Here is a 16,821-nt window from a genome sequence, read left to right as displayed (position 1 = left end):
GTCACCTCGTTCGTACCCTATTGAAGGGGAGAGCAGTCCTGAAAACCGACCAAGGAAAGCTCGCAGATGATGAACTGGACAGACCTGACACAAGATTGGACCTCGTGCTACGCCCGGGCCAAACGTCGTTTCCCGAACCTGCGCGCGCAGGATATGGCGCGTGTCAGTCAAGATCGCAAACAGTTCGAGGCCTATCTGGCAGAACGCCATCACCTGACCATCACGGAAGCCCACGAAGAGGTCGAGGATTTCTTGTTCACGGAAGCTTTGAACCGGGAACTGAACTGAAGCAACGCTAGCTCAGGGACGTCACCCACAGAATGGTCGCGTCTTCGTCGCTGACGGAAATCACATTGTGTCCCATGCTGCCGTCGTAGTAGGCGCTGTCGCCTCTGCGCATCTCAACCGGCTCGTAGAATTCGGTGAACAGGCGCACGACTCCGGTCAAAACATACATGAACTCTTCACCGTCATGACGCACCCAACCGTCGAATTCATCCATTGACCGCGCGCGTACCCGTGCCCGGTAGGGCAACATGTGCTTTTTGGTCAGTGTCTCGGCCAGCAACTCATGTTCATAGGTCGCGGTGGCATGGGCCGTTCCGGCCCCCATCCGCGTCACCGCCATGCGCCCGATCACCTGATCCCGCTGCGGCGGCGTGAACAACTGCGGCACCGATATCTCCAAACCGGTCGCCAGTTTTTTCAACGCATCATAAGTGGGCGACATCTGCCCGTTTTCGATCTTGCTGAGGGTCGAGCGCGCCAGCCCCGCCTGTGTCGCTGCCTGTTCCAGCGTCCAGTTGCGTGCCTTGCGCAATTCGCGCACCCGTGCACCTAGGTCCAAAGGTTCCAGCTCGGTTTCGATGCCGGATTCACGGGCAATGCGGATAAGTGAAGTCTGATCTTGGGTGCTCATGGTCTTTCTATAGGGCCAGCCAACCGCGCTTGCAACGCGACTTGCGCCGCGCTAGCCAGACACCATGTTGTCGATCTTTGATCAGGGCCCACCACCGCCCTGCCCCGCTCCGTTCAATCTGGCCGCGTATGTTTTGCGCAACGCGGATCAATTGTCGGAAAAAACCGCGCTGTCGGTTCTGCGCAAGGAAGGCGTGGACGACTGGAGTTATGACCGACTGAAACGCGCCATTTTGGGGACAGGCGCAGGGCTGCTGCAGGCCGGGCTGAAACCCGGTGACATTGCGTTGATGCGGCTCGGAAACACGGTTGAGTTCCCCATCGCCTATCTTGGGGCGATTGCGGTCGGCATCGTACCGGTTCCCACCTCGTCCCAGTTGACCGAACCGGAAACGGCGCGGATGATCGATGATCTTTCACCCGCGGCAATTCTGCGCGATCCGGCGGTGGCCTGTGCGGCGCATCCCGATCAGATCCTTCTGCCCGACCTGATTGCGATGCGCGACCTCCCGGCAGTTGAATTCGATCTGGGCGACCCCGAGCGGCTGGCCTATGTGGTCTATACCTCGGGGACTTCGGGTAAACCACGGGCCGTGGCCCATGCGCACCGCGCGATCTGGGCCCGTCAGATGATGGTTGATGGCTGGTACGGCCTGACACAGAATGACCGGCTGTGCCACGCAGGTGCGTTTAACTGGACCTACACATTGGGCACCGGACTGATGGATCCGTGGACCATCGGTGCAACAGCCCTGATCCCCGAACCCGGCACAGATATCGCCGATCTTCCACAGCTTCTGCGACGCAATCGCGCCACTATATTTGCTGCTGCCCCGGGCGTCGTTCGTAAAATGCTGCAGGGCACAGAGGCGATCAATTTGCCCAACCTGCGCCATGGCCTTTGCGCAGGGGAAAAGCTGTCCCGATCGCTGCACGAACACTGGCGATCCGCCACCGGAACCGAACTTTACGAAGCATACGGCATGTCCGAATGCTCGACCTTCATTTCGTCCAGCCCGGCCCACCCCGCGCGGGGGGACGCGCTGGGGCAGCCACAGCCTGGCCGCCGCGTTGCGATCCTTGGATCGGACGGACCGGTCCCACAGGGACAGGAGGGAACCATCGCCATCCACCGCTCGGACCCCGGCTTGATGCTGAGCTACCTGAACGCCCCCGATGAGGTCGCGTCGCGGATGCAGGGCAACTGGTTTTTGACCGGCGATCAGGGCGCTATGGCCGTGGATGGCCAGATCACCTATCTAGGGCGGGATGACGACATGATGAATGCGGGTGGCTACCGGGTTTCTCCGGTCGAGGTCGAGGCTGCTCTGTCCCACTTCCCGGGCATCACACAGGTCGGCGCGGCGGCGGTCGAGGTCAAAGCGGACACATTTGTGATAGCAGCCTTCTATACAGGCCCTGAAAGACTGGACGATGCGACCCTTGAGGCCTATGTCCAAGCCAACCTGGCACGCTACAAGCAACCGCGCGCCTTTGTTCACCTTCCCGAGTTGCCGACCGGCGGCAACGGCAAACTCCTGCGCCGCGCATTGCCGGCCTATTTCAAGGCGACCGCCAAATGACCCAGACCGTCAAGCTTGATATCCTGTCCGATCCGATCTGTCCGTGGTGCTATATCGGTAAAACCCATTTGGACAAAGCCCTGGCAAATTCACCCGATCATCCGTTCGTCATCGAATGGCATCCATTCCAGCTGAACCCCGACATGCCGGACGCGGGCATGGACAGACGCGACTATCTGGAAGGCAAATTCGGTGGCAAAGACGGCGCAGTGCGGGCCTACGCCCCCGTGGTCGAGCACGCCGAAAATGCAGGACTCAAGATCGACTTCGAGGGCATGAAACGTACACCCAATACGCTGGACGCACACCGCCTGATCCACTGGGCCGGGATCGAAGGCAAACAGAACGCTGTGGTGGATGCCTTGTTCGATGCTTACTTCGTTCAGGCGCGCGATATTGGCGACCCCGAAGTTTTGTCAGACATCGCCGACAGTGCGGGTATGGACGCCGCCGTCGTGATGAAGCTGCTGAAGTCAGACGCAGATCGGGACGATATCCGCAACCGTGATACCCATTCGCGGGAAATGGGCGTCAATTCTGTTCCGACCTTCATCGTTGCCAACCAACACGCTGTTCCGGGCGCGCAACCCCCTGAAATGTGGGAAAAAGTGATTGGGGACATCATGTCTCAACTTGAGGCTTCCTCTGCAGAATAGCACAGTAGTCTGTGCAAAATTCCGGTCTGGTGCAACCTGATCCGCCGTGATAGCGCGAACAGGTAAGGAGTGCCCATGGCCAATCGCATGTCCCGCGGAGAGTTCATTGCGCTGATCGCAATGATGTTTTCCACCATCGCGTTTTCGATCGACTCGATGCTGCCCGCCCTGCCCGAAATTGGCGCGCAGCTGAGCCCAGACGACGTCAACCGTGCACAATTGATCCTGACGTCTTTTGTGTTGGGCATGGGGATCGGAACATTCTTTACCGGCCCGCTGTCGGATGCGTTCGGGCGCAAACCTGTCATCTACGGCGGCGTGGCGCTGTATATCCTTGCCTCGGCCGTAGCCTGGGCCAGTTCCTCGCTGGAACTGGTGCTGGCTGCTCGCGTGATGCAGGGACTGGGCGCTGCAGGTCCGCGCGTTGTGGCCTTGGCGATCATCCGCGACCTCTACTCGGGTCGCGTGATGGCGCGCATCATCTCGATTGCCATGATGATCTTTACTCTGGTCCCCGCTGTCGCACCGATGCTGGGCGCAGGTGTTATTGCCCTGTCCGGGTGGCGCAGCATCTTTGCCCTGTTCATTCTGTTCGCTCTGATCGTCTGCATCTGGATGGGTCTGCGCCTGCCCGAGTCTCTGGCTTCAGAAAATCGCCGTCCCTTCCGCGTGCCGCTGATGGTTGCCGCAACGAAAGAAATGTTTGCCCACCCCACAGTGCGCCTGTCGATCATGGTTCAAACGCTGTGCATGGGTGTCTTGTTCACCATGTTGACGATGGTGCAGCCCGTCTATGACATTGTCCACCAAAGTGCGGACAGCTTCCCGTTCTGGTTCGGTTTTGTGGCACTGATGTCCGGTTCCGCCAGCCTGTTGAACGCGGCCATTGTGGTGCGCGTGGGAATGCGCCGCGTGGTGACATGGGCCATGGGGGCGCAGATCATGATCACAGGGGTGGTCATTCTTCTGAACGCGATGCCCTTGTCGGCCAACGCGTCATTTGCGCTGTTTGTAGCGTGGCAGACATCTGTTTTCTTTATGGCTGGCGTGACGCTTGGCAACCTGAATGCCATCGCGATGGAGCCGATGGGCCATATCGCGGGCATGGCCGCCTCGGTCATCGGCTCGGTTGCCACCGTGCTGGCCGCCGCCATTGCCGCTCCGGTCGGGTTGTTGTTCGACGGCTCGATCACCCCTTTGACCACCGGTATCCTGATCATGTGCGTTCTCGCTTTTGGCCTGATGGTACATATGGGCCGGATTGAAAACCGACTGCCTGCCTGACCCTGTGCAGGCGCCAAAAACCGCGTTAATCTGATCTCGACCCTTTGTTTGGGGGGAGGTTTCTGATGAGCTATGACTACGATCTGGGCACGCACACCTGCCCTGTTTCGACACTTTCGGCAGAGGCGCAACTTTGGTTCGACCGGGGTTTGGTCTGGACCTATGGCTACAATCACGATGAAGCCGTGGCCTGTTTCCAGAAAGCTGTCGAACATGATCCGGCCTGCGCCATGGCCCATTGGGGCGTCGCTTATGCAGCGGGTCCAAATTACAACCTGCCGTGGGAATTGCAGGATGATCAGGGTCAACAAAAAGCGCTCGCCCTGGCTTATGACGCGGCGCAAAAGGCGTTGGCGCTAAGCGATGGATGCACCGAGGTCGAAAAGGCCTTGATCGAGGCACTGCCCGCCCGCTATCCACAGCGCGAGCCGGTTCAGGACATGCATCAATGGGATTTCGATTTCGCGGACGAGATGCGGGCCGCTTTTGCGACCCAGCCAAACCATCTGGACCTGCGCACCATCTTTGTCGAATCCTTGCTGAACCTGACCCCGTGGAAGATGTGGGACCTGAGCACCGGAGCACCCGCCGACGGAGCCGCGACGCTTGAGGCGCAAGAAGCGTTGGAATGGGCGATGGAAAATGACCCCGCCGCCATGTCCCACCCCGGCCTGCTGCACCTTTATGTCCACTTGATGGAGATGTCACCGACCCCGGAGAAGGCATTGAAAGCGGGCGACGTGCTGCGCACTCTGGTCCCCGACGCCGGACATCTGGTGCATATGCCGACCCATATCGATGTGCTCTGCGGGCACTACCAGAACGTAGTGCACTGGAACGAAAAAGCCTCGGTCGCTGATCTGAAATACTATGAGCGCGAAGGCGCGTTCAACATCTACACGGGGTATCGTCAACACAATTACCACTTTACCATCTACGGCGCGCTGTTTCTGGGCCAGATCGAACCCGCGCTGCGCGCCAACCAGGGGCTGTGGGACACCACACCCGAAGAAATGCTGCGCGTCGAAAGCCCACCGATGGCGGATTACTTCGAAAGCTACATGTCGATGGGACCCCATATCCTGATCCGGTTTGGCCGGTGGGAAGAAGCCAAGGCCCTGGACCTGCCCGAAGACCCTGACCTGTTTCGCACGCTGACAGCCACCACGCACTACGCGCGCGCCGTTGCCCATGCCGCGACCGGCGATGTGGCGAAGGCTGAGTCCGAGGAACAACTCTTCCTCAGCGCCAAGGCCTGCGTGCCTGAAACGCGACGCCTGCACAATAACCGTGTCATTGATCTGCTGGACATCGCAACGGAAATGCTGCGCGGCGAGATCGAGTATCGCAAAGGCAATTTCGAGATCGCCTTTGGGCACCTGCGCCGCTCGGTCGAGCTGGACGACACTCTGCCCTATGACGAACCCTGGGGTTGGATGCAGCCCACGCGGCACGCGCTTGGTGCCTTACTGTTTGAACAGGGCCACGTGGCCGAAGCCGAAGCCGTCTATCGCGAAGATCTGGGTCTGGGCGGAGAGCTCAGCCGCGCTTCGATCCACCCGGACAATGTCTGGAGCCTGAAAGGCCTGCATGACTGTTTGAAAGCGCGCGGAGAAGCGATTGAAATCAAACAGATCAAACAACGGCTTGATCTTGCGCTGGCGCGGGCCGACGGTGCGGTCGGGGCATCATGTTTCTGCGCCCAAGCCGCGATGAGAGCTGCCGAATGAGATCACTGACACTCGCGCTGACCATCCTGATCGGGGGGCCAGCCTGGGCGGACCGCCAGAGTTTTCCACCCGTAGATCAGGCGGGCATTGATCCATCGCTGGCGGCGTTCCGCGACGATCTGCGTGCAAAGGTCGCCGCCCGCAATACCGAGGCTGTGATTGCCGCCGCCTGCCCGGACATTCATATCAACCACGGCCCCGAAAGTGGCCCGGAAGTATTTCGGCGGAACCTGACCTTGCCGCCCGAGACCCTGACCGACGACACCCGGGATCAAGCCGAGCGCCTGCGCGAAGCCTACTGGTCTGCACTGGAAGATACGCTGTCCCAACCGGGCTATTTCGATGATCAGGGCGAATTCTGGATGCCGCACCAATGGCAGATCACCCTGCCCGCCGCGCTCGATCCGCAAATTGCCTATTTCGTCACCGGTCAGGATGTGTCCTTCCGTCGCCAACCGTCACGTGCAGGACCCATCGCGGACCTGATCAGCCATGAGGTTGTGCTTGTACAACAATACAAGACCGGCTCAGAGTACCAGTTGGTCCGTCTGACGGACGGCGCGCTGGGCTATGTACACAGCGACTTCCTGTGGTCCATGACCGGCTATCGCGCGGCGTTGGTGAAATCGGAAACCGGCGACTGGCAGCTGTGCACGTTTGTGACGGGAGACTGAGGAACGTCTTTTGAAATCGGGGCTGAATCCCAGTGTCAGAGCTCGTCGCCGCCATCCGCGTCCAAATCCGCTTCGGTCATGGAAACGGGCTTTGCACTGGGGCCTTGAGGCGCTGGCGGTTCTGATGGCTCTTGATCCGGGCGCAACACTTCGGGGTTGCGAATCCAGACATCGCGCTGGGCAAATGGGATCTCAATGCCTTCCTCGGCAAAGCGACGATAGATCTCATGATTCATGTCCGACTTAACGGACAGAACCCAGTTCACATCCCGCAAAATTCCTCGGATTTCGAAATCGAGTGAATCTGCACCAAACCCTTGAAACACAATACTGGGAGCGGGATTGGCCAGCACCATCGGATGCGCATTTGCGATGTCACCCAGAATGGATTCAACTTTGCGTGTGTCGGTCCCGTAGGCCACACCAACGGGAACAATCACGCGCCCGATTGTATTGCCGCGGGTGTAGTTGGTGACAACGCCGCTGATCAGGTCCGAATTCGGAACGATGACATCTGTCCGGTCAAAGGTCTCAATCCGGGTCGACCGAACCGAGATATCGCGCACATAGCCCATCATGCCGTTCACATCGATCCAATCTCCTTTCGAGATCGGCCGCTCAACCAACAGAATGATGCCTGACACGAAGTTTGACACGATGGTCTGCAGGCCAAAGCCGATCCCGACAGACAACGCGCCCGCGACAATCGCCAGCGACGACAAGTCAAACCCGGCGACCGTAATGGCCACCAACGCCGCAAGGAAGATACCGACATAGCCCGTACCCGAAACAATGGCGTTCTGCCCGCCGGGATCAATGCGGGTTTTGGGCAGCAGCGAATTGCGCAATCCTCCCTGCAACAGGCGTGTCAGACCATAGCCAATTGCAAAAATCGCCACGAAGGTCAGGAAATTGGACGGGGAAATCGTAACCCCGCCAATACTGAATCCCATGATGATCTGAGACCAGATCTCGCTCAGGTCCGCCTCGCGCGCACCCCAGAACAAAGCCAGCAGAGGAATCGATACCAACGCCAGGAAAAAGCCGACGAGCACGGAAAACAACGAATCTCGGGCCGCGTCACCCTGACCTGTCAACCAGCCGTACAGCGCACTGATAAAGCGCTGCAGGATAACCAGTACGGTAATCAGGATCAGTGTCTTGACGGCCGGGAAAACAATGGCTTCGGCAGCATTTGTATAGCCCAACATCGCCAGTATCGGCGCGCCCATTCCAAGCAGGAAAACCGCGCGCCGAATGATCTCGACCAGTTGAGAAAACCCTGCATTGCGCCCGCTTGGGGCGCCCTCTTCACCCTCGACCGGAGCATCCGATTGTCGGATCTGTCGAATGCGCAGCAGCAGCAATGAGGTGACGACAATAACCGGAAAGATGACAACGGCGCGGGTCGAATCCGAGATGTTTTCGATTTTCTCGAATAGATCGACAATGTCCTGCAGGATCAGCATCACGGCCAAAATGTCGACATAGATGCGAATTTCTTTGATCTGGCGCGCGGACAATCTGCGGAAGTTCTGCGCCGCACTCAGCAAGTAGACCTGCCTGCCAACCCAATCGAAAACAAGGACCACGGCGGCCCAATAGGGAACCTGTTGCAGCAACAATGTGCCCCGCAGCCCCAGAACGCCAGACAGGTCAATCGCCGCAGTCAGCGCCACGACCCCAACCCAGGGCAGGATGATGCGCAACAGTGAAATGACAAACGTCCAAGCGCCGGTTCCCTGCCCTCCAAGGCCGCGCAGATAGTCCCCACCGCGCTCGGACCACCTTCGGCCGTAAATCAGCAGGACGGCAGCCACGAAAACCAGCACCAGAATGACCGGGGCCTGATTCTGCAACCGCTCTCTGGTCACGGCGGAATTTAGGTTGGCCACCGTTTCGTTGAACAGCCCAAGAAACGCCTCTTTGATATCCAGCAAAGCGCCGGGCCATGTCTGGAAGTTAAGCGGAGACGCACCTCTTTGCAGAAACTCTTTTTTCTGCCTTTCCCGCAGAATACGGTCGATTTCACTGATCAGGCCGTTGGCCCGGCTAAAGGCTTCTTCCGAGATGATCCGAGGGACACGCAGGCTGTCCAGTTGCTCGTTGAGATGGGCACGCAACTGCGCGATATCTGCGGGTTCGTCCGTACCGTCCTCGGGCTTGGGTCCCAAAGCCGTCAGCTGGCTTTTTAGGGTCTGGATCCGATCCGCATTTGCGTTGCGAGCGGTATTGAACGTGCTGCGATAGCTATCGATGTCGGCGCGCAGTTGTTCCATCGCCGCATTCGAGGCCCGATCGATCTCGACCACGTTTTCGGCGCGGTCTGCCGTTCTGATCCAGCCCTGATAGAATTCGCTTTGTCGGTCTGTCAGTTGGGCCGAGGCAATGCTGCCCAGCCCAATGAAAATCAGGGTGACAAAAACAAAGAACAGGCGGACCTGTCGCAGCATCATACGTCCTCGAAAACACCCGGGATGCTACGCGGCGCTTCGGTCATCCAATCCGGTACCGGCAGTTCCTTTTCCCGCAGGAATTCCGGGTTGAACAGCTTGGATTGATAGCGAGTGCCATAGTCACACAGGATCGTCACGATGGTGTGGCCCGGTCCCAACTCCTTGGCCAGACGCACCGCGCCCGCCATGTTGATGGCGGTCGAGCCGCCCATGACCAGACCTTCTTCACGCAGCAAATCAAAGATATAAGGCAGAGCCTCGTTGTCGGTCATCTGGTACGAGAAATCCGGCTTGAACCCTTCGAGGTTCTTGGTAATGCGCACTTGCCCGATACCTTCCGCGATCGAGCCGCCCTCCATCGCGATCTCGCCCGTGGTGTAGTAGGAATAGAGCCCCGCACCCATCGGATCGACCAAGCCGATCTTGACGCCTTTAGGCTGCAGCGCGTCGGCCACACCAGCCAGCGTTCCGCCCGATCCGACAGCGCAAATAAAGCCATCAACCTTGCCGTCGGTCTGTTCCCAAATCTCGGGACCTGTGGTTTCCACATGGGCCTGCCGGTTCGCGACATTGTCGAACTGGTTCGCCCAGATCGCCCCGTTCGGTTCGGTCTGAGCAAGTTCCTCGGCCAAACGGCGCGAATAATGCACAAAGTTGTTGGGGTTGCGGTAGGGCGCTGCCGGAACCTGAACCAATTGCGCGCCTGCCAGTCTCAGCATGTCTTTCTTTTCTTCCGACTGGGTCTCGGGGATCACAATGACCGTCTTGAATCCCATCGACGCCCCAACCAGGGCCAGACCGATCCCGGTGTTTCCTGCCGTGCCTTCGACAATGGTGCCCCCGGGTTTCAGTTCACCCCGCGCAACCGCATCTCGGATGATATAGAGCGCCGCGCGATCCTTGACGGATTGTCCGGGATTCATGAACTCGGCCTTGCCGAGAATCTCGCAACCGGTCTCTTCGCTGATGCGCTTTAGCCGGATCAGCGGTGTTTTTCCGACTGCGTCGGCAAGATCTCGTGCAATGCGCATGGTGCCCTCATTTCATTACGTATCAAAGCAGATTTACAGTTGCCGTGCGACAACCACAAGCGAGATAGTTACCCGCGCAGACGGTCACGATGCCGGGCCAACCAGTGAGCCAGATTCAACAGCTGCAAATCTTTGAAAACACTGCGGTCCACCCTATCGATGAACGTTTCAAACGGTAGAATCTCGCTGCGGATATCTTCCCCTTCCGTATCCAGGCCGCCAGCCATGGTGGTCGATGTCAAAGACGCCAACCCGACATAGAAATAGACATACCCTGTTGACGAACCGCTGGAAGAGTACGCCTCACCCGCGTAGTGCAGCGTATCGAAGGTAAGGCCAGCCTCTTCTTTGCCCTCACGATGGGCGGCCTGCTCCGGGGTTTCGCCCGGATCGATCATGCCCGCTACGGCCTCCCACAACCACGGCTCGGGGTCTTCCAGCAAAAAGACCGGAGGGCGGAACTGTTCAATCAGTAATACGGTGTCGCGCACCGGATCGTAAGGCAGGACTGCAACGGCACTGCCTTGCATCAAACTTGCCCTTTTAAGGATGGGCCCCATGGTTCCGTCATGCTGGCGGTGTTGAAGGTCGATCTCTTCCATTCCGAAATAGTTGACATAGGCGCGGTGGTGCCGGTGCACGATCACATCCCTTGAAACATCGCGCGTGTCACCCGTTCGCCGCTGCCGCGCAAACAGTTTGGACCAGGCCCGCGTCTGCATCGCGGGCATGTTGCGCGCCATGTCCGAAGCCGCAACCCTGCCGAAAAAAGCCATTTCTTCCTCGGCAGCGAGCGCCGTGACCTCGCCCAGCTTGGCAGTCCAATCCTGCAGCGACCACAGACCATCGGGCACCCAGCTTCCTGACTCCGAAAGGAAGACCTGTGCTTCGGCCTCGGTCCCGTCATCAAGCAGGACGGTCAAGGGGTGCAGGCCATAGTCAAACCCGCCTTCGTAATATGCCAGCCGCGCCAAATCCTGTTCCGTCAGGTCGCGCACGAGCAATCCGGCGGTTTGCCCCCCGGCCTCGGGCTGGATCACCGGAAAAACCTGTCCCTGTACGGCGTAGACCGCGTGATCCGCCAAGGTCGCACCGGACGTTGACAATCCGGCTGAGGAACGGCCCAGAACACGCTCCAATAGCGGCACATAGCGTAGGGTTCCGTAGAAGAACAGATCAGACACGGGGCTTACACTCTCGACTGTCGCCTTGGATCAATGCCAGCGGCGGCTCGCATGTTCGGTCAACACTCCGGCCACCACTGCCCCAACCCCCAGGGTGATAAGAATTTCGGGTTCGATCAGAAGCTGTCCGTAGTCCACCCCGATCTTGAAGATCGCAATCAACGCCTCGAAGGGGCCATCATACCGGTGGCGCATTGCCAGCCGAAACATCTCGTATGTGCCTTGCACAAACAGGGCCCAAAACACCAGCGAGGCCATCCCGGTCAGCCCGTTGTTCACGCCTGCGGTCCAGCCGCGCCCCGCCCGTTTGCCCATGATCGTCCAGCCGCACACCCAACCTAGTGCCATGTTAACGTAGGTAAAGTAACCGTAGTCCTTACCCTCTTCCCCGTTGTCGATGATCATGCCAGACACGATAAACGCCACAACCAGAAGACAGACAGCGGCGACGAGACGACTGGCGGTGGGCATTCCAAATTCCGTTCGTTAAATGGGCTTTGCTACGGTGATCTGTGTCACATCACAATTGCCCGTGTCAAAGGCTGCGCCGCAGGCGGTCAAATAATAATTCCACATGCGGCGGAAACGCTCATCAAAGCCCATGCCCGAGATTTGGTCCCATTTGTCGTTGAAGGTGTCATACCAACGGCGCAGGGTCAGGTCGTAGCTTTTGCCGAACTCCTTGGACCGCACCAGATCCAATCCCGCCAGATCAATCTGTTGGCGCAGGATCGTCGGCGACGGCAGCATACCACCCGGAAAGATGTATTTCTGAATGAAATCAACACCATTCTTGTAAAAGTCCCAGCGGTGATCGCCCACGGTGATGATCTGAAGCGTGGCCTGCGCCCCGGGCTTCAACCGATCCCGAACCGTATCGAAATAGACCGGCCAATACTTCTGTCCTACAGCTTCGAACATCTCGATTGAGGCGATTCCATCATATTGGCCGCGCTCGTCGCGGTAGTCTTGCAGCTTCAGGTCAACAAGATCTGAAACACCTGCTTTTTCAATGCGCTGTCGCGCAAAGTTCAACTGCTCCTGACTGATTGTCAGGCCCGTAACCCGAAGGCCACGCTCTTTGGCGGCATATTCGGCAAATCCCCCCCAGCCGCAGCCAATCTCAAGAACATGGTCGCCTGGTTTTACCCCCATCTCATCCACCATGCTGGCATATTTGGCGGTTTGTGCGTTTTCCAGACTTTCCTGCCCTGTCTCAAACAAGGCGCTGGAATAGGTCATCGTGTCATCCAACCACAGCGCGTAGAAGTCATTCCCCAGATCATAATGGTATGAGATGTTCTTCTTGGCCTGTTTCCGGTTGTTGCGATGCAGCCAGAACCGCAGACGTTCATAGGCCTGAACCAGGAACTTGCCGGTAAAGCCATCGTAGACGGTTTCCGAGCCCCGATGCACGAGGTCCATGAAGGACCGCAGGTCAGGAGTGCTCCAATGTCCTTCCAGATAGGCATCCGAGAACCCAAGCTCGCCTTCACGGATCAATCGCGCAAAGACGTCGCCGTCATGGATTTCGACCGCAGCAATCGGTCCCGGCTTGGCGCCCTCCATTCGGAAAACGCGACCGTCCGGCAATGTGATATCCAATCGCCCGGATTCCATTTTGCCCAGCATTTTGAAAACCTGCGCGAAATATCTGGGCAGACCTCTTTGCCCCTCGGTCGACGTCAAGATCATCCGCTCTCCTCTTTGCGGTCGTTGCTGCAGGCTAGGACGCAATTCTGTTTCTGGCAAGTTTTCAGTTCCTTACTGGGTTTTTCGGCTGCCATATGCAGCCAACGCACGGGCGCGGCCCACCGGTAATTCGACCACCGGCGCGGGATAGTCCGCTTTGGGATCAAGGCTCCAGGACCGGGGTATGGCTTCAAAGTAGGACAGCGCCGTATTGCTTGGATCAGATTGGCCTTCTGCAATCCATCGCCGCAGATACGCATCCTGTGGGTCAAGTTTCTGTTGCTGGGTGTCCGGGTTGAAGATGCGAAAGAACGGGGATGCGTCCGGTCCTGAACCGGCCACCCATTGCCATCCCATCGCGTTGCAGGCCGGGTCCCAGTCGATCAGGCAGTCCGCGAACCAGTCCATTCCGATTTTCCAATGCGACATCAAATGCTTGGTCAAGTAACTTGCCACGATCATTCGGGCGCGATTGTGCATGCGCCCGGTCACATACATTTCCCGCAACCCGGCATCGACCACGGGAATGCCGGTTCTGGCCCGGGTCCAGGCTACCACATACGGCGTGTCAGCGTCGGTGTTCCACGGAAACGTATCCCATTCAGGTTTCCAGTTCCCCGACACCAACTGCGGCGTGTGATACATCAAGTGATAGGCAAACTCGCGCCAGACAAGCTGCCGAAGGAACGACCCTGTGCCCGGCACCCCCTCGAATGCAGCGCGCTGGACCCTGTGCCAAACACTGCGCGGACCGATTTCACCCAACGAGAGGTATTCGGACAGGTTTGAGGTACCCTTGATATCCAGCCTGTCCCGATCGGTGCCGTAGTTTTCGATGTTGTTGAGAAAACCTTCCAAATGGTCCCGTGCAGCATCTTCACCGGGTCGCACGTAGGGCCCCACCACCCGCGCGCCGCGCTTCATCCCAGCCCCCAGCATCCACGACGTCAAATCGTCGGATATGGGCCATTGGACCGGAGCCTCCAACCGGGGTGGCGCGCTTTCGGGCAAGGCAACATCTCGGCCCTGCACCGCCCGCCACATCGGCGTGAACACACGAAATGGCTGACCGGCCTTGGTTGCAACCGTCCAGGGCTCGAACAACAGGTGTCCGGCAAAGGACTTTGCCTCGATCCCCTGTTCTTTCAATGCGGATTTGACCCGTGTGTCGCGGGCAATCGACGCGGGATCGTAGGCGCGCGACCAATACACATCCTGCGCGCCAGTCTCAGCTATGATTTGACGCAACTGCTCCAGCGCGTCGCCCCGGCGCAGGATCAGTCGGCTGCCAAGCTGGGACAGAGACTGTGAGAGCAGCTCAAGCCCAAGACCCAATCGCCATTTCGGCGCGCGCCCGAGGCCTTGTACCAATTCATCGAGAATGAAAACGGGAATGATCGGACGGCCCGACCGTGCCGCTGCGCTGAGCGCCGGGTGATCCGAAAGCCGCAGATCACGCCTGAACCACACAATGATAGGAGGTCGCCCGTTTCCCATGTCTGCCCCGTCTTTTTCTTACACTACGGAGCACAGCGAAAACCGGATCACAAAACCCGGTCAAGTGCATTCAAAAGCTGATCAATTTCCTGTTTGGTCGTGTAGTGCGTAAAGCTAAGCCTGAGAACGCCCTGCACCGGATCGACGCCCATCGCCTGCAAGGGGCGCACCGCATAGAAATCGCCGCCGCCCGCCATGATGCCGTGCTGGGCCAGTTCGGCCGCGACGGGTTCAGCCGCGCGACCCACAGACAGGGCCACGGTCGGCGCGCGCCGCGCGGCATCCGATGGGCCAATCAAGCGCACGGTGTTACGATCCTTTACGGCATCCAGAACCGGTTGCAGCAATGCCACTTCATGCGCGCGCATCAGATCATGCACAAAGGCCCCCTGCGCGGCAATATCGTCAGACGGGCCGCCATGATGGGTGCTGAGCAGCGCGATATAGTCAGCCATCCCGGCGCTAGCAGCGATCTGCGCATGGTCCGGCCCTGCCGGAGTAAACCGTTTGTAGAGGACATCCGCGTTGAAGTAATGCGCCTGATTGGGCAGCAGGTCCCCAAGCGTCCGCCGGATGACCATGCAACCCTGATGCGGGCCATAGGTCTTGTAGGCTGAAAACAGGTAGATATCGGGACCCAGGTCCCCCACATTTGGAAACCCATGCGGGGCATAGGACACGCCATCCACACAAACAAAGGCGCCAGCCGCGTGGGCAATGGCAGTGATTTCGGTCACCGGATTGATTTCGCCCACCACGTTCGAGCAATGCGGGAAACAGACCAGGCGAACTTTTTCGTCCAGCAGGTTTTCCAGATCCTGCGGGTTCAATGCGCCCGTTTCGGGATCGATCTTCCACTCGCGAATGTCGATCCCGACGTCCGCAAGGCGACGCCAGGGTCCGGAATTGGCCTCGTGGTCCTGATTTGTAACCACGATCGCCTCACCGGGTTTCATCCACTGCCCAAAGGCCTGCGCCAAAACATAGGTGTTTTGAGTGGTAGAGGGCCCGAAACTAAGCTCGTCAGTTTCGACACCCAGAATTGCGGCCATCCGGGCGCGGGCCTCATCCATTTCCTGACCCGCAAGTTGGCTGGCCTCAAACGGTGCATAGGGCTGTACTTTGCGTTGTGTGTAAAAACGAGTCAGCCGGTCGATCACCTGTTGGCACGTGTACGAACCACCTGCGTTCTCGAACAAGGCCTGCCCCTGAAGGTTTGGCTGGGAAAAGGCCGGGAACTGCGCCCGAACGAAATCGACATCCAACGGCGTCATGGCTGTGCCTCGTGTGATCGTCTGGTCTTGGGTCTAGGTGGAAAAATCCTGACTTTCCGATTCAATTCCAACTGGTTACCCCTGCACCTTGGTATAGGTCCCCTCACCGGCCAGAATACCGCGGAAACCGCCGGGTTCATCCAGACCAAACACAATCAGAGGCAGGTTGTTGTCCCGGGCCAATGCAATGGCCGAGGCATCCATGACCCGCAGGCGCTTGGCCAGAACGTCGTCATAGGAAACCGTGTCATAGCGCACGGCATCGGCATGTTCTTTCGGGTCTTTGTCATAAACGCCATCAACGCCGTTCTTGCCCATGAAAATAGCCTGACAGGCCATTTCATTGGCGCGCAGGGTCGCGGCTGTATCTGTGGTGAAATACGGGTTTCCGGTTCCCGCGGCAAAAATGCAGACCCTTTTCTTTTCAAGGTGTCGCACGGCGCGGCGGCGGATATAGGGCTCGCAGACCTCATCCATTCGAATGGCGGAGATCACCCGCGTGAACACGCCGATCTCTTCCAGAGCCGACTGCATCCCCAGCGCGTTCATCACCGTTGCCAGCATGCCCATGTAATCTGCGGTTGTCCGCTCCATGCCCTGCGCCGATCCGCTGAGACCGCGGAAGATGTTGCCCCCGCCAATCACCATACAGATTTCAACGCCCAGATCGTGGACCGACTTTACCTCTTGCGCGATGCGCTGAACGGTTGGTGGGTGCAGACCGAATCCCTGATCCCCCATCAGCGCCTCACCAGAGATTTTCAGCATGACGCGGTTATACTTGGGTGTCGGGGTGTTGGTTGACGAGGTCAGGCTCATATTGCGCTCCGGGCTGGCACGGG

The 16,821-nt window shown here is 58.6% G+C and carries 15 protein-coding genes; 6 read left to right on the top strand and 9 right to left on the bottom strand.

The genetic code is table 11. The features are described 5' to 3' along the window. The first annotated feature begins 66 nt into the window (after positions 1–66). Positions 67–288, top strand: coding sequence for a hypothetical protein (locus ACR0L4_RS02750; protein ID WP_480510400.1), 222 nt, complete (start codon positions 67–69; stop codon positions 286–288). 7 nt (positions 289–295) lie between these two features. Here the strand turns inward: ACR0L4_RS02750 and ACR0L4_RS02745 are convergent, their stop codons facing one another. Continuing rightward, positions 296–919, bottom strand: a complete 624-nt coding sequence (locus ACR0L4_RS02745) for an XRE family transcriptional regulator (protein ID WP_170748692.1) — start codon at positions 917–919, stop codon at positions 296–298. A 64-nt stretch (positions 920–983) separates the two neighbouring features. Here ACR0L4_RS02745 and ACR0L4_RS02740 point away from each other — a divergent pair, with 64 nt between their 5' ends. The 5 genes from ACR0L4_RS02740 to ACR0L4_RS02720 all read left to right on the top strand — a co-directional run bounded on the left by ACR0L4_RS02740 (position 984) and on the right by ACR0L4_RS02720 (position 6,845). Next, positions 984–2,501, top strand: a complete 1,518-nt coding sequence (locus ACR0L4_RS02740) for a class I adenylate-forming enzyme family protein (RefSeq protein ID WP_480510398.1) — start codon at positions 984–986, stop codon at positions 2,499–2,501. After that, positions 2,498–3,157, top strand: coding sequence for a DsbA family oxidoreductase (locus ACR0L4_RS02735; protein ID WP_170748690.1), 660 nt, complete (start codon positions 2,498–2,500; stop codon positions 3,155–3,157). The genes ACR0L4_RS02740 and ACR0L4_RS02735 overlap by 4 nt, the downstream gene beginning before the upstream one ends. 75 nt (positions 3,158–3,232) lie before the next feature. Beyond that, the gene (locus tag ACR0L4_RS02730) at positions 3,233–4,441 is read left to right on the top strand and encodes an MFS transporter (RefSeq protein ID WP_170748689.1); all 1,209 of its coding nucleotides are present in this window, start codon (positions 3,233–3,235) and stop codon (positions 4,439–4,441) included. A 65-nt stretch (positions 4,442–4,506) separates the two neighbouring features. Continuing rightward, positions 4,507–6,171: a tetratricopeptide repeat protein gene (locus ACR0L4_RS02725; protein WP_480510395.1), complete on the top strand. Its 1,665-nt coding sequence runs from the start codon at positions 4,507–4,509 to the stop codon at positions 6,169–6,171. Then, positions 6,168–6,845: an SH3 domain-containing protein gene (locus tag ACR0L4_RS02720; protein WP_480510393.1), complete on the top strand. Its 678-nt coding sequence runs from the start codon at positions 6,168–6,170 to the stop codon at positions 6,843–6,845. The genes ACR0L4_RS02725 and ACR0L4_RS02720 overlap by 4 nt, the downstream gene beginning before the upstream one ends. A gap of 35 nt (positions 6,846–6,880) precedes the next feature. Here ACR0L4_RS02720 and ACR0L4_RS02715 read toward each other — a convergent pair whose 3' ends face one another. From ACR0L4_RS02715 to pyrH, 8 genes are all read right to left on the bottom strand, one after another. Next, a complete protein-coding gene (locus ACR0L4_RS02715) occupies positions 6,881–9,298 on the bottom strand; it encodes a DUF3772 domain-containing protein (RefSeq protein WP_480510391.1) in 2,418 nt (805 codons plus the stop codon). After that, positions 9,298–10,332 (bottom strand): cysteine synthase A, encoded by a 1,035-nt coding sequence (locus ACR0L4_RS02710; protein WP_170748685.1) that lies wholly within the window; start codon positions 10,330–10,332, stop codon positions 9,298–9,300. The genes ACR0L4_RS02715 and ACR0L4_RS02710 overlap by 1 nt, the downstream gene beginning before the upstream one ends. A 68-nt stretch (positions 10,333–10,400) precedes the next feature. After that, on the bottom strand, positions 10,401–11,516 hold the full coding sequence (locus ACR0L4_RS02705; protein ID WP_480510388.1) for an NUDIX domain-containing protein: 1,116 nt from the start codon (positions 11,514–11,516) through the stop codon (positions 10,401–10,403). A 30-nt stretch (positions 11,517–11,546) separates the two neighbouring features. Further along, a complete protein-coding gene (locus tag ACR0L4_RS02700) occupies positions 11,547–11,987 on the bottom strand; it encodes a TrgA family protein (protein ID WP_170748683.1) in 441 nt (146 codons plus the stop codon). Between the two features lie 15 nt (positions 11,988–12,002). Then, positions 12,003–13,211, bottom strand: coding sequence for a class I SAM-dependent methyltransferase (locus tag ACR0L4_RS02695; RefSeq protein ID WP_480510386.1), 1,209 nt, complete (start codon positions 13,209–13,211; stop codon positions 12,003–12,005). 69 nt (positions 13,212–13,280) lie between these two features. After that, positions 13,281–14,705 carry a cryptochrome/photolyase family protein gene (locus tag ACR0L4_RS02690; protein ID WP_480510384.1) on the bottom strand — a complete coding sequence of 475 codons (1,425 nt, stop codon included), beginning with the start codon at positions 14,703–14,705 and terminating at the stop codon, positions 13,281–13,283. Between the two features lie 47 nt (positions 14,706–14,752). Further along, positions 14,753–15,979: an aminotransferase class V-fold PLP-dependent enzyme gene (locus tag ACR0L4_RS02685; RefSeq protein ID WP_480510382.1), complete on the bottom strand. Its 1,227-nt coding sequence runs from the start codon at positions 15,977–15,979 to the stop codon at positions 14,753–14,755. A gap of 75 nt (positions 15,980–16,054) precedes the next feature. Next, positions 16,055–16,798 (bottom strand): UMP kinase, encoded by a 744-nt coding sequence (pyrH, locus tag ACR0L4_RS02680; RefSeq protein ID WP_170748679.1) that lies wholly within the window; start codon positions 16,796–16,798, stop codon positions 16,055–16,057. Positions 16,799–16,821 lie beyond the last annotated feature (23 nt).

It is taken from the genome of Ruegeria sp. AB5 (assembly GCF_056542645.1).
Note: the sequence above shows the minus strand (reverse complement) of the source record. Positions and strands in the feature narration are given on the sequence as shown.

What these genes read in the sequence shown, in the direction of transcription:
- pyrH (WP_170748679.1), bottom strand. Translation starts at nt 16,798, where the DNA reads ATGAGCCTGACCTCGTCAACCAACACCCCGACACCCAAGTATAACCGC.
- ACR0L4_RS02720 (WP_480510393.1), top strand. Translation starts at nt 6,168, where the DNA reads ATGAGATCACTGACACTCGCGCTGACCATCCTGATCGGGGGGCCAGCC.
- ACR0L4_RS02710 (WP_170748685.1), bottom strand. Translation starts at nt 10,332, where the DNA reads ATGCGCATTGCACGAGATCTTGCCGACGCAGTCGGAAAAACACCGCTG.
- ACR0L4_RS02740 (WP_480510398.1), top strand. Translation starts at nt 984, where the DNA reads ATGTTGTCGATCTTTGATCAGGGCCCACCACCGCCCTGCCCCGCTCCG.
- ACR0L4_RS02735 (WP_170748690.1), top strand. Translation starts at nt 2,498, where the DNA reads ATGACCCAGACCGTCAAGCTTGATATCCTGTCCGATCCGATCTGTCCG.
- ACR0L4_RS02725 (WP_480510395.1), top strand. Translation starts at nt 4,507, where the DNA reads ATGAGCTATGACTACGATCTGGGCACGCACACCTGCCCTGTTTCGACA.
- ACR0L4_RS02695 (WP_480510386.1), bottom strand. Translation starts at nt 13,211, where the DNA reads ATGATCTTGACGTCGACCGAGGGGCAAAGAGGTCTGCCCAGATATTTC.
- ACR0L4_RS02715 (WP_480510391.1), bottom strand. Translation starts at nt 9,298, where the DNA reads ATGCTGCGACAGGTCCGCCTGTTCTTTGTTTTTGTCACCCTGATTTTC.
- ACR0L4_RS02745 (WP_170748692.1), bottom strand. Translation starts at nt 919, where the DNA reads ATGAGCACCCAAGATCAGACTTCACTTATCCGCATTGCCCGTGAATCC.
- ACR0L4_RS02685 (WP_480510382.1), bottom strand. Translation starts at nt 15,979, where the DNA reads ATGACGCCGTTGGATGTCGATTTCGTTCGGGCGCAGTTCCCGGCCTTT.
- ACR0L4_RS02690 (WP_480510384.1), bottom strand. Translation starts at nt 14,705, where the DNA reads ATGGGAAACGGGCGACCTCCTATCATTGTGTGGTTCAGGCGTGATCTG.
- ACR0L4_RS02700 (WP_170748683.1), bottom strand. Translation starts at nt 11,987, where the DNA reads ATGCCCACCGCCAGTCGTCTCGTCGCCGCTGTCTGTCTTCTGGTTGTG.
- ACR0L4_RS02730 (WP_170748689.1), top strand. Translation starts at nt 3,233, where the DNA reads ATGGCCAATCGCATGTCCCGCGGAGAGTTCATTGCGCTGATCGCAATG.
- ACR0L4_RS02750 (WP_480510400.1), top strand. Translation starts at nt 67, where the DNA reads ATGATGAACTGGACAGACCTGACACAAGATTGGACCTCGTGCTACGCC.